Below are 14,642 nucleotides of genomic sequence, written 5' to 3'. Positions count from 1 at the left end.
ACTCGCAGATAATGAAGTATGGGAAAAATTATTAGGCGAAAATACATACTCGACTCTCGTAGACTTATTGAACCACATCGTCATGCACATAACTTACTGTTCATTATGGCTACTCGTTAATTGTGATATTTGCTTGCTAAATACATCAACAATATTTTTATTGAATTTGTAATAGAATGTAAAAAATGCCCTATCTGGTACACAGAACAGGGCATTTTTTAATAGAATCGTGCTTTGCTTACAGCAGGTGCATACTTTTTCATTGGCTTTTTTGCCACAACTTCAGATAAATAGGTATTGCCATTTGGGCTTTGTTTCTTAAGAAGTTCCATCAAGAATTCAATATCGTCCATGGCACGGTGGGTTTGATGTCGTGATATACCGTGTGCGGCCAGTAATGTTAGAAGCTTGCTGTTTTCGTGACCGTAGTTTTTCCACCCGATATTCCTCATCGTGCAGTACCAATTCATATCATTAACTTCAGGATACATCTGGAACATAAAGCTTCGGTCAAAAGATGCGTTATGGGCAAAAATAGAGTCAGCAGCAGATAATAATGGCTTTATTTCATGATCAGGAAAAGCTTTACCCTCTACTGAATTGTAGGGAATGCCGTGGACACGAAAAGCGCCCGCATAATTTGCTTTAGCTGTCCGTGATAGTGGCTCGCGAAGGAACGACTGCTTTTCAAGAATATCAAGAATTTCCCCAGTGTCCCTTTGGTAGGAAAACAATATTAAACCAAGTTCTATCATCTCATCTGAGCCTGGGCGCAGACCAGTTGTCTCAACATCGGCTAGGAGCCCAATATTTTTTTCAGTGTTCACATTAACACCTTCCTCTATAAATACCTATTCTACCAAACTAGGAAACAAAAATAAAAAGACAAGCATGGATGCTTGCCTCTTAATGGATGTCGCGGTAAACGCCGATAACTTTACCTAAAATCGATACGTTTCTAAGGATGATAGGTTCCATAGTAGAATTTTCAGGCTGAAGGCGAATGTAGTCTTTTTCTTTGAAAAATCTTTTACAAGTCGCTTCATCTTCATCCGTCATAGCTACAACGATATCCCCATTGTTGGCAGTCTTTTGTTGTTTGACGATAACATAATCTCCATCAAGGATACCAGCTTCAATCATACTTTCCCCCATGATTTCAAGCATGAAAACCTGTTCGTCTGCAGGAGCGAGTCGTTCGGGTAGAGGGAAGTACTCCTCGACATTTTCAATGGCAGTAATAGGCATACCAGCTGTTACTTTACCTACAATTGGTACATTTATCACTCGTGCTTGTGGGATATGAACGGCATCATCTAATTCTAAAATTTCAATTGCTCTAGGCTTAGTAGGGTCCCTTCTAATAAGGCCTTTGCTTTCAAGGCGAGCAAGATGGCCATGAACGGTAGAGCTTGAGGCAAGACCAACAGCTTCACCAATCTCACGGACGGAAGGCGGATATCCTTTTTTCTTTACTTCGCCTTTGATGAATTCGAGGATATCTTGCTGCCGCTTAGATACTTTTGCCATAACTAAATTCACCTCGTCTGGTTATTGTTGACTTTATTATAACATGTCTTCCTTAATGATACAAACATAAGTTCGAATTTTCGCTTGACTGGAAACAAATGTTCGTTTTATAATAAAAACAAGAAAGCGAACATACATTCGAATAAGAGGTGCGGATCATGAAGAAGTTATGGAACGAATATTCTTATGCTATTATTTTACTTGTACTAAGCTGTTTGTCAGCTTTTATCATGTCTTTTAAATACGATGATGCAATTGATGAGAAATTTGTGAAAGTGACGATTTCTGAAGGGGATTCCTTATGGGAAATTGCTGATAATTACAGTGCCCAGCATGACATGTCACCAAAGGAATTTGTTCAATGGGTTAAAAAAAATAATGAGATCGAAGGAGATTTCATTATTCCTGGTGAGGAATTAATCATTCCGATTGCAAAGGAAGAGCAAAGTACTCAATTGGCCGGGATCGTAAATGAATAATAAGTGGTGATAGAATGAAGGCTGTTATTTATTGTCGTGTCAGTACAACAAAAGAAGCACAGGAAACATCGTTGGTGAGACAGGCAGAAGAACTGACGAATCTTGCGAACAGAAAAGGCTTTGAAGTTGTCAAAATAATCTCTGAACAGGCAAGTGGTTACGATCTGGAACGTGAGGGAATTCTTGAAATTCTTGATTTAATAAAACAAAAGCAAATTGATGGTCTTTTGATTCAGGATGAAACGAGGTTGGGACGAGGGAATGCTAAGATTGCCCTGCTTCATTTTATTATGAAAGAAAATGTGAAACTTTATAGCATTTCTCATGATGGTGAACTTCAACTTTCCGAATCGGACTCAATGGTCTTGCAGATTGTGAGCATGGTAGAGGAATATCAAAGGAAGCTACATAATATTAAGATTAAACGTGGGATGAAGAGAGCGGTTGATAATGGATACAGGCCACAGAAAAATCTTAAAAATCTCGGTGAAAACGGAGGAAGGGACAAAATTGATATCCCTACTGAGGAGATAGTGAAACTGAGGAACAACGGATTGACTTTTACTGAGATTGCCTCAACTTTAAGAGGATTTGGGTATCATGTCTCAAAAGCAACGGTGCATAGGAGATATAAAGAATATATAGACACCATCAGTGAGTAGACCTTTTGCCTTGTCAAAAGGTCTTTTTTCTAGTATTATGGCATTTAGTTTACGTGAAAGAAGGTCATGATGCATGCTGCCAACTGAAAAAATGGCGAGAATCAATGAACTGGCAAATAAGGCGAAATCCACAGGATTATCAGAAGAAGAAGCGAAGGAACAATCAAAGCTTCGTAAAGAATACTTGGAAACATTTCGTTCTTCTATGTTAAATACGCTTACGAGTGTGAAAATTGTCGATCCAAATGGAACGGACGTCACTCCGAAAAAATTAAAAGATCACCAGGCGAAAAACCGCCTTCATTAAAGTCACTAAGGAATACGATGAGTATTCCTATTTTTTACATAGCATTTTGATATTGTGACAAAATAAGAAACAAAGTGCCGTTTTGTTAAGATTAAAGGGTATATTGTTGTATTAGAATCATGCTAGATATAATATTAAGTTGAAAAGTTATTCATTGTATTTATGAAAGGGTGTTTTTTAATGTTTGATACTATTGATGCTTTATCCGTAACATCTATCCGTACGTTATCAATTGATGCAATTGAAAAGGCAAATTCTGGTCACCCAGGAATGCCAATGGGCGCTGCTCCGATGGCATATACTTTATGGACAAGACACATGAACCATAATCCAAACAATCCAAACTGGTTCAACCGAGACCGTTTCGTTCTTTCTGCTGGTCATGGTTCAATGCTTTTATACAGCTTGTTACACTTATCTGGCTATGGATTAACAATGGAAGACTTAAAGGAATTCCGTCAATGGGGAAGCAAAACACCTGGTCACCCTGAATTTGGTCACACTGTTGGCGTTGAGGCAACTACTGGTCCCTTAGGTCAAGGTATTGCTATGGGTGTAGGTATGGCAATGGCTGAGCGTCATGTTGCTGCCACATACAATAAAGAAAACTTCGAACTAGTAAACCATTTTACATATAGCATTTGTGGGGATGGCGACTTAATGGAAGGTGTTTCTGCGGAGGCTGCATCATTAGCAGGTCACTTAAAACTTGGTCGTTACATTGTTCTTTACGATTCAAACGATATCTCTTTAGATGGTGACTTATCTCAATCATTCTCTGAAAGTGTTGCAGATCGTTTCAAAGCTTACGGATGGCAATACATTCGTGTTCAAGATGGAAACAATCTTGAAGAAATCGCTAATGCATTGGAAGAAGCGAAGAGCGACCTAGAGCGTCCAACTATGATTGAAGTGAAGACGGTTATCGGTTATGGTTCTCCAAACATGGCAGGTACTTCAGACGTGCATGGTGCTCCACTTGGTGCGGATGAACTGAAATTAACGAAGGAAGCATATAAATGGACTTTCGATGCTGATTTCCATGTTCCTGATGAAGTTTACGCTCACTTTAAGAAAATGATCGTTGAAAACGGCGAAAAGAAAGAAAAAGAGTGGAACGAAATGTTCGCTCAATACAAGCAACAGTATCCTGAATTGGCTGCACAACTTGAGACTGCTCTAAACGGAGAGCTTCCTGAAGGATGGGACAAGGATATCCCTGTATACAGTGAAGGCAAGAGTCTTGCAAGTCGTGCTTCTTCTGCAGAAGTATTAAATGGCATTGCAAAGAACCTTCCAACATTCTGGGGTGGATCAGCTGACCTTGCAGGATCAAACAAAACTTTAATCAAAGGTTCTGCAGACTTCATGCCTGCAAGCTTTGAAGGACGTAACATCTGGTTTGGTGTTCGTGAGTTCGCGATGGGTGCTGCAATGAATGGTATTGCGCTGCACGGTGGCGTAAAAGTATTTGGAGGAACTTTCTTTGTATTCTCTGATTACCTTCGTCCTGCTATCCGTTTGGCAGCATTAATGGGTCTCCCGGTAACTTATGTTTTCACTCATGACAGCATTGCTGTTGGTGAAGACGGCCCAACACATGAACCAGTTGAACAATTGGCTGCGTTAAGAGCTATGCCAAATCTGCAAATCATCCGTCCTGCAGATGGAAATGAAACGGCAGCTGCTTGGAAACTTGCGGTTGAATCTACTAACAAGCCAACTGCTCTTGTATTGACTCGTCAAAACCTTCCAACGTTGAAAGGTACTGATGTGAATGCATACGAAGGCGTTTCTAAAGGTGCTTATGTAGTATCACCATCTGAGCGTGATACTCCGGATGCATTGCTATTAGCTTCAGGTTCTGAAGTAGGACTTGCAGTTGAAGCTCAAGTTGCACTAGCTGGCGAAGGAATCCATGTTTCTGTTGTAAGTATGCCATCATGGGATCGTTTCGAAGCTCAATCAAAGGAATACAAGGATTCAGTTATTCCAAAAGCTGTGAAGAAGCGTTTAGCAATTGAAATGGGAACTTCTCTTGGTTGGCATCGATACGCAGGTGATGAAGGGGAAGTATTAGCAATTGATACTTTCGGTGCATCTGCTCCTGGTGAAAAAATCATGGAAGAGTTCGGATTCAGCGTAAACAACGTTGTTGCACGTGTGAAAGCTCTATTACAAAACTAAAATTGAAAGAGAGAGGCGGATTTCCGTTCCCTCTCTTTTTTTCTATTTATTATTAGGTGACATATACAGAATGCGTACGATATAATAGAAGGAATAGTTAGAAATTTGTGAATTCGACAAAATCAGTCCTTTTTTTTGCCACCAAAAGACAAACGTTCACGTTTGATTTTCCTATAATAGAAAAAAGAGAGTTATCGACGAGGAGAGATTGTGGTGAGAAAATATCAGCTATATTTAATAGAAGATGAGTTCGCCTCGCATTACTTCGGAAGAGAACGCATGTTTTTTCAACTATTTCAAGAAAACGAACAGTCTAGCGGTGATTTAAAATACATAGTGAACAAGCAGGTGCAATACGTTACCAAGCCAATTCCTGCTTTAAGGATTCACCAGGTTGTCCATCAACAACTAGGAAAACTAAAAGGATTTCGTATAGAAGAAGGTACGTATTATTTAGAGATGAATGGTATGATTGGTCATGCAAAAATGCGTGTCGATGAAGGAATGATTATTTTAGAGGCAGAGGGAAGTTTTGAAGCAGAAACGGCTTTCTTTGAGGTCCTTCGTAAATGTGAGCCTTCTTTTCTAGCTGTTGATCTGGATCACAACAAATTTGGTTGGCTAAAGCCGATAAAAGAAAGAAAATTTGTCTAATTAATTTGTCTAATCATCTGAGGATATTGTATAATTACCTTTGGTCTAGTACACTGTATGATAGACAACATGAAGGAGGAAAATAGAATGGGTTATTACATTCTAGTTGGTATACTTTGCTTAATCGCTGGTATAGCACTAGGATTTTTCATTGCTCGTAAGTATATGATGAGCTATTTACAGAAAAATCCGCCAATCAATGAACAAATGTTAAAAATGATGATGATGCAGATGGGTATGAAGCCATCGCAAAAGAAAATCAATCAAATGATGAGCGCCATGAACAAGCAATCTAAATAATGGTGTACAAGCACTCATATTATATGAGTGCTTTTTTCGTAAAAAAGCACTTCGAGTCATGTTGTAATATAGAAAATTCAGACATCTGGAGGTAGTATGATACGGCTAATTGAAGCGAAAAAAGAAGATGAAAAGTACTTACACAATATCATGCAATTCTATATTTATGAATTCAGCAAGTACATACCTTCTATTAAGTTTGAAAGTGATGGGAGTTTCAAAACTTTTGATTTGTCTTCATATTGGGCCGAGGATCACTTGTTTGCCTATTTAATTAAATATGATGATGAATTAATAGGATTTTCATTAGTGGAAAAACAAATTGGAACAACCCCCAATACTATAAGAGAGTTTTTTATTAGCCATAAATTTGCAGGAATGGGTTTTGGTAAGCAAGCTGCGCTTCATTTATTTAATCGCTTTCCTGGGGATTGGAAAATCACCCAGATTGAGAAAAATGAAAAGGCTCAGAAATTTTGGAGAAGCGTGATTTCACAATATACAAATGGAAACTTCTCAGAGCATCAAGATGAAAATAAGAGGTCAATCCAGATATTTTCGACCTCTGAACGATCAATAGATAGACTCTAATGACTCGCTGATAATCGGCGGGTCTTTTTCTGTTCAAGAAATTATTAGGGTCTCGAAGGTCTTCCTAAATTTAGCAGTTTTTGATAAACTAAATTGGTGATTATTTTAAATTTTCAGCATTTTGGGGGCAGTCAGAATATGAAAGTATTTTTTGAGTTAAAATGGTACTTTTTACAGGAAAAACGGGCTTATATATCAGGAGTCTTATTGCTCTTATTTGTAGCTATGCTACAGCTTATTCCACCGAAGGTTATTGGTATCGTAGTCGACCAAATTAGATCTGGCTCTCTTTCATCGGCTGGATTGATGCAATGGATTGCAATCGTCATAATTGTTGCCCTTGCGATGTACGTCCTTCGATTCTATTGGAGAATTATGATTTTCGGTTCGGCAGTAAAGCTTTCACGGATATTACGTGAACAGCTTTATGATCATTTCACAAGAATGTCTTCTTCCTTTTATCAAAAAAGGAGAGTTGGTGATTTGATGGCGCACGCAACGAATGATTTACAAGCTATTCAAATGACTGCAGGAGCAGGTGTGTTAACTTTTGTCGATTCGCTCGCGACTGGAGGATTTGTCATTATCGCCATGGCTGCGACAATCAGTTGGAAACTGACGCTTATATGTTTAATTCCAATGCCTGTCATGGCACTTTTGACAAGCTGGTATGGCTCGCTATTACATAAACGTTTCCATAAAGCACAAGAAGCCTTTTCTTCCTTAAATGATAAAACTCAAGAAAGTATAAATGGCATAAAAGTAATCAAGACATTTGGTCAAGAAAAGGAAGACATTGAGGATTTTCGCCGTCAATCACAAGAAGTGGTGGAGAAGAACCTTTCTGTTGCGAAGATAGATAGTCTGTTTGATCCAACCATTTCACTGATTGTTGGAATTTGTTTTTTCCTTTCAATTAGCTTTGGAGCACGATTTGTCCTTAATGGAGAATTAACCATCGGTCAGCTTGTCTCCTTCACAACATATTTGGGATTGTTAATTTGGCCGATGCTTGCATTTGGATGGCTATTTAATATCGTGGAAAGAGGAAGCGCGTCCTATGACCGTGTTCGAGCACTCCTTTCAGAGAAAGCAGAAATTGTTGATCATGAGGATGCCCTCCATGAAGTACCTGAAGGAGATATTTCCTATCATATTGTAAGCTTTATGTATCCAGGAGAAGCAAGTTCCGTATTGCAAAACATCTTTTTCACATTAGAAAGAGGTGGAACGCTTGGGGTTGTTGGTAAAACGGGATCTGGAAAGACGACACTTTTAAAGCTCTTGATACGTGAGTTTGATGTTACAGAAGGCAGCATCAAAATCGGCAGCCACAATATTCATGATTATCGAGTAGAATGCCTTCGCGAGGCGATTGGTTATGTGCCTCAAGACCATTTCTTGTTTTCAGCCACTGTTGCTGAAAACATAGCCTTTACGAATCCTAACGCGAGTAAAGATGAAATAGAGCATGCAGCTAAACTGGCAAATATTCATGAAGATATTCTTTTATTCACCGATGGATATGAAACCGTCGTTGGGGAGAGAGGGGTATCATTGTCAGGAGGCCAGAAACAGCGTATATCGATTGCTCGTGCGCTAATGATGAATCCTGAAATCCTTATACTGGACGATTCCTTATCCGCAGTGGATGCCAAAACCGAAGAAGCAATCATATCGGCATTACGAGATAATCGCTCTGGTAAGACGACGATGATTACTTCACATCGTCTCAGTGCTATCCAACATGCCAATTTAATTCTTGTACTGGAAGATGGAAAAATCAGTGGGCAAGGAACTCATGAAGACTTAATGGCCGAGGATGGGTGGTACAAGGACATGTACTTGCGTCAGCAGCTAGAAGAACTCGTGGAGCATGGAGGACGTTAAAATGGAAAAATCCATCGTGTTAACCGAAAAGGAACAGCGAAACGTGCTTTTACGTTTGCTGACTTATGCAAAACCTCATAAAAAGAAGATAACCATTGCCTTCTTATTGTTGATGTTAACAACAGTAGGAGATATTCTGGGACCGATTCTTGTAAAAATTTTCATCGACGATTATCTAACACCAAGAAACTTGCCATTCAAGCCGTTGCTCATACTTGGTAGTGCTTATCTTAGCATTCATCTTATGCATGTAATCATTACCTATTTTCAACAATTGAAATTTCAGGAAATTGCTTTAAAAATCATTCAGCAGCTGAGAATTGATGTTTTTTCAAAAGTGCAGCAGTTAGGATTAAGATATTTTGATCAGACACCTGCTGGGAGTATCGTTTCGAGGGTAACGAATGATACAGAAGCCATAAAGGATATGTTCGTTTCGGTCCTGTTCACCTTCATTCAAAGTGGCTTTTTGCTTTTTGGTATCTTTGTGGCAATGTTCATATTGAACGTCAAACTTGCCTTATTCTGCCTTGTAATCTTGCCAATCATCTTTATGATTATCAAGACATATCGAAAATTCAGCTCTCGTTTTTATCAAGATATGCGTGAACAGTTGAGTCAACTGAATGCGAAGCTTAGTGAATCATTGCAAGGGATGGGAATCATTCAAGTATTTCGTCAGGAGAAACGCTTACGCGGAGAGTTTGCTGAAACGAATAATAAGCATTACCAAGCGGGCATGCGTAATATCAAGGTAGATGGTTTATTACTTAGACCGGCAACGGATTTGGTTTATGCGTTCGCACTCGTCATCATACTAAGCTACTTTGGGATCACTTCTTTTGACAATGTCATTGAAATTGGTGTGTTATACGCCTTCGTCAATTACTTGGATCGCTTCTTTGAGCCAGTAAATCAAATCATGATGAAACTTTCGATGTATCAACAGGCCATTGTTGCCGGATCTCGCGTGTTTAAATTGCTCGATGAGAAAGAGTTGGCACCTCAACAGTCTATGATTGATGATACTCATTTAGAGGATGGAGAAATTCAATTTAAGAACGTGACCTTCTCTTATGATGGAAAACAGGATGTCTTAAAAAACATTTCCTTTACAGCAAAACCAGGAGAAACGGTCGCACTTGTGGGTCATACGGGCAGTGGTAAAAGTTCGATAATCAATTTGCTGATGCGTTTCTATGAATTTGAGCGAGGAGATATCCTTATTGATGGTGTATCAATTCGAGGTTATCATGAAAAAGAACTTCGCGAAAAAATCGGTCTCGTTCTACAGGATCCATTCTTATTTTTCGGTACCGTAAAGGACAATATCAGACTTCATAATCAAGAGATAACGGATGAAGAAGTGGAAGAGGCTGCAAGATTCGTGCAGGCACATACCTTCATTGAAAAACAGGAAGATGGCTACGACCATAAAGTGGTAGAACGTGGAGCTACATTCTCCAGTGGACAACGCCAGTTGATCGCGTTCGCGCGAACGATTGCGGCCAACCCAAAAGTATTGGTGCTCGATGAAGCAACAGCGAATATCGATACAGAAACAGAGGAAGCAATCCAATTAGCGCTTGGGAAAATGCGTCAAGGCAGAACCACAATCGCGATTGCTCACAGGTTGTCAACGATTCAGGATGCAGACTTAATCCTTGTTCTCCATCACGGGGAGATCGTAGAGAGAGGGACACATCAGGAATTATTGGCTATACGGGGCCTGTATCATAAGATGTACTTATTGCAAAATGGCATAACTGATCGCCTTGAAGATGCTGTAAGTTGGTAGAATATAGTGAAAGCCTCGTTTCATTTTCGAAACGAGGCTTTCTAGTAATTATTTATAGGCTTACATACTGATGGTTCTTTTTAATATAAATGCGATTATATTCATTGAGTAAATGGTCGAGTTCTTGGCTGTAGCGAATCGCAACTGAGGAACTTAAACCGTTCTGGGAAGCAACTTGAATCAATTCTGCACGTTTTTTTTCAATTAAAGAAAGTAAGTCTTGTTTTAGCACGGCTGTAGTTCCCTTCATTGAATTCTCCGTAGACTATATAGTTAAATTGGAAGAAAACAGGTATAATGTTTCTCTAGTATATCTCATAAATGCTAGAGTTACAAAGAAAATATGTAAAAAAATATCCAAACATACTTATTTTTTTCTGCCATATAATGAGAAAAAACAAGCTATTACTACAGTGAAGCTTGTCACAAAATGTTCACAAGCAAAGCGTTATCTTTTCATTTAAAGTTTTGTTAGAATAGGAAACGACTGAACAATAATAGGAGATGTGACAATGGCAACTGATGTAAATCTGTTCTTAGCTATAGGCGCCGGTTTTCTTAGTTTTATTTCCCCCTGCTGCCTGCCTTTATACCCCGCATTTTTATCTTATATCACGGGAATGTCTGTTGGTGAATTAAAAAGTGAAAACGCCATGCTCCAAAAACGGAGCTTATTACATACGTTATTCTTCCTGATTGGCTTTTCAATTATTTTTATTGCACTCGGTTTTGGTACTTCTTTTCTCGGTAATTTCTTTTATAATTATCAAGATTTAATCCGTCAACTCGGTGCCATTTTCATGGTATTATTCGGCTTGATGGTCATTGGTGTCTTTAAACCAGAGCTTTTAATGAAAGAAAGACGACTTGAATTTAAAAACCGTCCCTCAGGTTATGCTGGTTCCATACTGATAGGAATGGCATTTGCGGCAGGGTGGACGCCTTGCACCGGTCCTATTCTTGCTGCGGTTCTCTACATGGCTACATCTAACCCAGGATCGGCAATGCTATATATGACGGCTTACATCATTGGCTTTGCAGTACCGTTCGTTGCACTTTCATTCTTCCTAGGAAAAATGAAATGGATTCGTAAGAATAGTATGATCATCATGAAAGTCGGCGGTTACATCATGATTGTAATGGGGATTGTATTGTTCTTTAACTGGATGACAAAAATCATCATGGTGTTTCAACAAATGTTTGGAGGCTTTACGGGTTTTTAAAAGAATGGCTTCTCCTTGCTAAGTAAGTGCAGGTGGGAAGCTTTTTAAATGAAGAATTTAGACTTTTTAGACATTATTTAGTGTTTTGATAAAAATTGTAGATTCAAGAATTGAATTTATCTTATATTTTAGTTATATTTAAGATTATTAGTTTAAAAGATGTACATCATTTAGTTGAATTGATAGTCGACAAAAATCTTTTATAAATACACTTTTCCTAAGAAATGATAAATATGACTTGAATGAAGATAACTGTCTAGCTCTAAAGCTAGCATGGCGCTTTTGCTTTTCTCATAAGGGAGGAATCACCGATGGCAAGAATCTTAATCGTAGACGATGCAAAATTCATGAGAATTACCCTTTCAAATATATTAAAGGGCGAGCACGAAATCGTTGGTGAAGCAGAAAATGGACGCGAAGCTGTCCGTTTATATGAAGAATTGAATCCGGATCTTGTCACAATGGACATCACGATGCCTGAAATGAGCGGCGTCGACGCAGTAAAGGAAATCCGAACCAAGGCTCCACAAGCAAAGATCATCATGTGCTCAGCAATGGGACAACGCAAAATGATCGTCGAGGCAATCGAAGCAGGAGCAAAAGACTTTATTGTGAAGCCATTTGATGGTGCCCGCGTATTAGAAGCGATTAACAAAGTGTTAAGCTAATTTATTACCAAGCCTTATCATCAAGACTTTCAAAAAAATTAGAAGGATGGGTGCTATGAACTGGGTTGTTGCATCTTCATTCGGTGCTGTAGGAATGGCCATTTTCGCCATGATCATTCGTATGAAATCTGCGAAAAAGCCTGCATCTGCCAAGAAAATCATTCTGCCACCAATTTTTATGAGCACAGGGGCATTGATGTTTGTTGTTCCAATGTTTAGAGTGACAAAAATGGAACTTTTAGAAGCCGTCATTGTCGGCTTGTTATTCTCCATACTATTAACTAAGACATCTAAGTTTGAAATCCGTGAAAACAATATTTATTTGAAAAGATCAAAAGTGTTTATGTATATATTAGTGGGACTACTGATTGCAAGGATTATCTTGAAATCCATCTTAAGTACGACAATTGATATTGGCCAACTAAGTGGAATGTTCTGGATTCTTGCATTCAGTATGATCGTACCATGGCGAATCGCAATGTATATCAACTACCGAAAATTGAAAGACCAGCTGCAATCTTAGATCAGACACCTAGAAATGGGTGTCTTTCTTTGTAGGTTAGGGGGAGGTGTGTTGGCTGGATTATCTCCACTTTCCGCTAGATAAACAAACCCCTCCATGAAAAATAAAAAACTGCCAATGCTGGCAGTTTAGAATAAGTGTTCATATGGGGTAATCTCAATGCGGTTTTCATTTAACTTCTTACGTAAAAACTTATGGTCACGTTTAGGTGTAGCCATTATGTATCCTCGAATAACGAGTTCTTCCGTAATTTCCGGTACTTTTTCATTCAATGCAAGCTCACCTATTTTACCTGCAATCTTGTGGCGGGCTACATCCCGGAACAGTTCAGGCACAGGACTCACTAAGTCTTCTAGCAACTGTTTTTGCTCGTCTGTCCATAAATGACGCGACTCTCTTACGTAATGTTCTTCCCAATCCATCACTGACTTGCCATCTTCTTTAGGAAGTTTCTTCAAAAACTTTCGGAACATAAAGAACCCACCGATTGCAAACAAACCGATCAGGATAACCACCCATACTAAAATAAACCCTGCAAACCAGCCTTCAAGCATATCTAACTCACCTTCAACATGTTCTATTTCATCCTATTATAGACTGTTAAGGTAGGGTTAGACAAGCATTGGGGGATGGTTAAGAGAAATGAAAGGGATATGTGAAAAATGAAATACATAGTCGTCGAGAAGCTCTCTAAAGAACAAGTACAACAATTGCACTGTTTGTATCAAGAAGAATGGTGGACGAAAGGCCGCACTCTTGAAGATGTAAAAAAAATGCTAGAGCATTCAGATATCACCGTTGGTCTGTGTGAGGAGAAAACAAATGAACTGATAGGTTTTACGAGAGTGTTAACAGATAGAGTTTATAAGGCGCTGATCCTTGATGTCATCGTAAAGGAAGACTATCGTGGTCATGAGTTAGGAAAAGTACTGATGGATCTGGTAGTTAATCATCCTCACCTAGTTGGTGTGAAACACTTCGAGTTATATTGCCGCCCTGAAATGGTTAAGTTCTATGAAAAATGGGGATTTACGATTGACTTGGGAGAGATGAAGTTTATGAGGAAGGTAAGGGAGTAGTGACTAGGATTGTGTAGGACGTTCCTGTAAGAAATCCATTTGTATTGAAAAATAGTAGATTTCATAGTAAGATACTAAAGGTGATGGGGAAAGGGTTTAACTTTATATAACCTAATCAACCACACCTTTGCATTTCGAAGCAATAAAATTTCACGGGGCTGAATGGGGTACTGGTGTCCTCCACGGTCTTCAAAACCGCTTGTGACCTGCGTGCCAGGTTAGCTGGGTTCGATTCCCAGGCGGTCCCGCCAATAAGATTTCTAATCAATCAAATTCTCATCTACAGATTCTTTTGTTCATTTTGAACGAAACTGTGAGTGACCGAGAAGCTAAAACTGTGTGTGTTCAGAGCCTTCAAATTATTATATTTGGAGGTTTTTTGTATGCGTATAAGTATAAGAAAACATGGAATAGTCTCTAATGTATTTAGGATCAATAACGCTGAAACGTATCATAAGTAAATGTGGTTTTTTAATATTATAAAATCATCTATATATCGTACCAGTAATCAGTCGGCTTATGGTATATAATTTTAAGAGGATTCTTGTTGGATCATGTATTCTACAAAATTAGAAATAACTTGAATATGAGTGATTTTAACCGATTCTCTATCCAATAAAAAATTAGAATCAATAAGTTGTAAAACAAATTAATTATCGGTGTTAACTGATAATTTCATCCATAAAAACCTCAGTGTGATAATTCTAGTGTTAATCCATATTTTTTATAGTTGAAGAGGAATTTCAATTAT

General features: G+C 38.6%; 17 protein-coding genes and 1 tRNA gene. 14 read left to right on the top strand and 4 right to left on the bottom strand.

Translation table 11 applies throughout. The features are described from left to right. Positions 1–218: 218 nt before the first annotated feature. Both BMZ31_RS01410 and lexA read right to left on the bottom strand, forming a co-directional pair. Positions 219–827, bottom strand: coding sequence for an exonuclease domain-containing protein (locus BMZ31_RS01410; RefSeq protein ID WP_090829940.1), 609 nt, complete (start codon positions 825–827; stop codon positions 219–221). Between the two features lie 79 nt (positions 828–906). Continuing rightward, complete coding sequence (lexA, locus tag BMZ31_RS01405; protein ID WP_090829939.1) at positions 907–1,530, bottom strand: transcriptional repressor LexA; 624 nt, start codon at positions 1,528–1,530, stop codon at positions 907–909. A gap of 158 nt (positions 1,531–1,688) precedes the next feature. On the opposite strand from lexA, the gene BMZ31_RS01400 reads away from it, so the two are divergent. The 9 genes from BMZ31_RS01400 to BMZ31_RS01360 all read left to right on the top strand — a co-directional run bounded on the left by BMZ31_RS01400 (position 1,689) and on the right by BMZ31_RS01360 (position 10,398). Continuing rightward, entirely contained in the window at positions 1,689–2,009 is a 321-nt protein-coding gene (locus tag BMZ31_RS01400; RefSeq protein WP_254778548.1) for a cell division suppressor protein YneA, read from the top strand. A gap of 14 nt (positions 2,010–2,023) precedes the next feature. Then, positions 2,024–2,671, top strand: a complete 648-nt coding sequence (locus BMZ31_RS01395; RefSeq protein ID WP_090829938.1) for a YneB family resolvase-like protein — start codon at positions 2,024–2,026, stop codon at positions 2,669–2,671. A gap of 73 nt (positions 2,672–2,744) precedes the next feature. Further along, entirely contained in the window at positions 2,745–2,978 is a 234-nt protein-coding gene (locus BMZ31_RS01390; RefSeq protein ID WP_090829937.1) for a DUF896 domain-containing protein, read from the top strand. 180 nt (positions 2,979–3,158) lie between these two features. Next, positions 3,159–5,165: a transketolase gene (gene tkt / locus BMZ31_RS01385; RefSeq protein WP_090829936.1), complete on the top strand. Its 2,007-nt coding sequence runs from the start codon at positions 3,159–3,161 to the stop codon at positions 5,163–5,165. A 213-nt stretch (positions 5,166–5,378) separates the two neighbouring features. Continuing rightward, positions 5,379–5,819 (top strand): sporulation inhibitor of replication protein SirA, encoded by a 441-nt coding sequence (gene sirA, locus BMZ31_RS01380; protein WP_090829935.1) that lies wholly within the window; start codon positions 5,379–5,381, stop codon positions 5,817–5,819. An 87-nt stretch (positions 5,820–5,906) separates the two neighbouring features. After that, positions 5,907–6,119: a YneF family protein gene (locus tag BMZ31_RS01375; protein WP_090829934.1), complete on the top strand. Its 213-nt coding sequence runs from the start codon at positions 5,907–5,909 to the stop codon at positions 6,117–6,119. A gap of 96 nt (positions 6,120–6,215) precedes the next feature. Beyond that, positions 6,216–6,710, top strand: a complete 495-nt coding sequence (locus BMZ31_RS01370; protein ID WP_090829933.1) for a GNAT family N-acetyltransferase — start codon at positions 6,216–6,218, stop codon at positions 6,708–6,710. Positions 6,711–6,848: 138 nt separating this feature from the next. After that, on the top strand, positions 6,849–8,600 hold the full coding sequence (locus tag BMZ31_RS01365) for an ABC transporter transmembrane domain-containing protein (protein WP_090829932.1): 1,752 nt from the start codon (positions 6,849–6,851) through the stop codon (positions 8,598–8,600). A 1-nt stretch (position 8,601) separates the two neighbouring features. Then, the gene (locus BMZ31_RS01360; protein WP_090829931.1) at positions 8,602–10,398 is read left to right on the top strand and encodes an ABC transporter ATP-binding protein; all 1,797 of its coding nucleotides are present in this window, start codon (positions 8,602–8,604) and stop codon (positions 10,396–10,398) included. Positions 10,399–10,450: 52 nt separating this feature from the next. On the opposite strand, the gene BMZ31_RS01355 is transcribed toward BMZ31_RS01360, so the two are convergent. Next, the gene (locus tag BMZ31_RS01355; protein ID WP_302846823.1) at positions 10,451–10,648 is read right to left on the bottom strand and encodes an aspartyl-phosphate phosphatase Spo0E family protein; all 198 of its coding nucleotides are present in this window, start codon (positions 10,646–10,648) and stop codon (positions 10,451–10,453) included. A 262-nt stretch (positions 10,649–10,910) separates the two neighbouring features. Between BMZ31_RS01355 and BMZ31_RS01350 the strand changes: the two genes are divergently transcribed. The 3 genes from BMZ31_RS01350 to BMZ31_RS01340 all read left to right on the top strand — a co-directional run bounded on the left by BMZ31_RS01350 (position 10,911) and on the right by BMZ31_RS01340 (position 12,812). Next, positions 10,911–11,621: a cytochrome c biogenesis CcdA family protein gene (locus BMZ31_RS01350; protein ID WP_090829930.1), complete on the top strand. Its 711-nt coding sequence runs from the start codon at positions 10,911–10,913 to the stop codon at positions 11,619–11,621. Positions 11,622–11,932: 311 nt separating this feature from the next. Beyond that, positions 11,933–12,289, top strand: a complete 357-nt coding sequence (locus tag BMZ31_RS01345; protein ID WP_090829929.1) for a response regulator — start codon at positions 11,933–11,935, stop codon at positions 12,287–12,289. A gap of 55 nt (positions 12,290–12,344) precedes the next feature. Then, entirely contained in the window at positions 12,345–12,812 is a 468-nt protein-coding gene (locus BMZ31_RS01340; RefSeq protein WP_090829928.1) for a CcdC family protein, read from the top strand. A 128-nt stretch (positions 12,813–12,940) separates the two neighbouring features. Here BMZ31_RS01340 and BMZ31_RS01335 read toward each other — a convergent pair whose 3' ends face one another. Further along, on the bottom strand, positions 12,941–13,366 hold the full coding sequence (locus tag BMZ31_RS01335) for a DUF2621 domain-containing protein (protein ID WP_090829927.1): 426 nt from the start codon (positions 13,364–13,366) through the stop codon (positions 12,941–12,943). Between the two features lie 108 nt (positions 13,367–13,474). On the opposite strand from BMZ31_RS01335, the gene BMZ31_RS01330 reads away from it, so the two are divergent. Together BMZ31_RS01330 and BMZ31_RS20200 are read left to right on the top strand one after the other, a co-directional pair. Continuing rightward, on the top strand, positions 13,475–13,891 hold the full coding sequence (locus tag BMZ31_RS01330; RefSeq protein WP_090829926.1) for a GNAT family N-acetyltransferase: 417 nt from the start codon (positions 13,475–13,477) through the stop codon (positions 13,889–13,891). Positions 13,892–14,045: 154 nt separating this feature from the next. Beyond that, positions 14,046–14,142: transfer RNA gene (locus tag BMZ31_RS20200), tRNA-Sec, on the top strand. Positions 14,143–14,642: the final 500 nt, after the last annotated feature.

The organism is Bacillus sp. cl95 (assembly GCF_900115925.1).
Taxonomy (GTDB): Bacteria; Bacillota; Bacilli; order Bacillales; family Cytobacillaceae; genus Neobacillus_A.
The sequence above is the reverse complement of the archived record's forward strand: the minus strand, read 5'-3'. Positions and strand labels throughout refer to the sequence as shown.

Bases quoted from the DNA above. Each gene is read 5' to 3' on its own strand.
- lexA (WP_090829939.1), bottom strand. From the start codon at position 1,530: ATGGCAAAAGTATCTAAGCGGCAGCAAGATATCCTCGAATTCATCAAA.
- BMZ31_RS01400 (WP_254778548.1), top strand. From the start codon at position 1,689: ATGAAGAAGTTATGGAACGAATATTCTTATGCTATTATTTTACTTGTA.
- BMZ31_RS01395 (WP_090829938.1), top strand. From the start codon at position 2,024: ATGAAGGCTGTTATTTATTGTCGTGTCAGTACAACAAAAGAAGCACAG.
- BMZ31_RS01390 (WP_090829937.1), top strand. From the start codon at position 2,745: ATGCTGCCAACTGAAAAAATGGCGAGAATCAATGAACTGGCAAATAAG.
- tkt (WP_090829936.1), top strand. From the start codon at position 3,159: ATGTTTGATACTATTGATGCTTTATCCGTAACATCTATCCGTACGTTA.
- BMZ31_RS01375 (WP_090829934.1), top strand. From the start codon at position 5,907: ATGGGTTATTACATTCTAGTTGGTATACTTTGCTTAATCGCTGGTATA.
- BMZ31_RS01370 (WP_090829933.1), top strand. From the start codon at position 6,216: ATGATACGGCTAATTGAAGCGAAAAAAGAAGATGAAAAGTACTTACAC.
- BMZ31_RS01365 (WP_090829932.1), top strand. From the start codon at position 6,849: ATGAAAGTATTTTTTGAGTTAAAATGGTACTTTTTACAGGAAAAACGG.
- BMZ31_RS01360 (WP_090829931.1), top strand. From the start codon at position 8,602: ATGGAAAAATCCATCGTGTTAACCGAAAAGGAACAGCGAAACGTGCTT.
- BMZ31_RS01355 (WP_302846823.1), bottom strand. From the start codon at position 10,648: ATGAAGGGAACTACAGCCGTGCTAAAACAAGACTTACTTTCTTTAATT.
- BMZ31_RS01350 (WP_090829930.1), top strand. From the start codon at position 10,911: ATGGCAACTGATGTAAATCTGTTCTTAGCTATAGGCGCCGGTTTTCTT.
- BMZ31_RS01345 (WP_090829929.1), top strand. From the start codon at position 11,933: ATGGCAAGAATCTTAATCGTAGACGATGCAAAATTCATGAGAATTACC.
- BMZ31_RS01340 (WP_090829928.1), top strand. From the start codon at position 12,345: ATGAACTGGGTTGTTGCATCTTCATTCGGTGCTGTAGGAATGGCCATT.
- BMZ31_RS01335 (WP_090829927.1), bottom strand. From the start codon at position 13,366: ATGCTTGAAGGCTGGTTTGCAGGGTTTATTTTAGTATGGGTGGTTATC.
- BMZ31_RS01330 (WP_090829926.1), top strand. From the start codon at position 13,475: ATGAAATACATAGTCGTCGAGAAGCTCTCTAAAGAACAAGTACAACAA.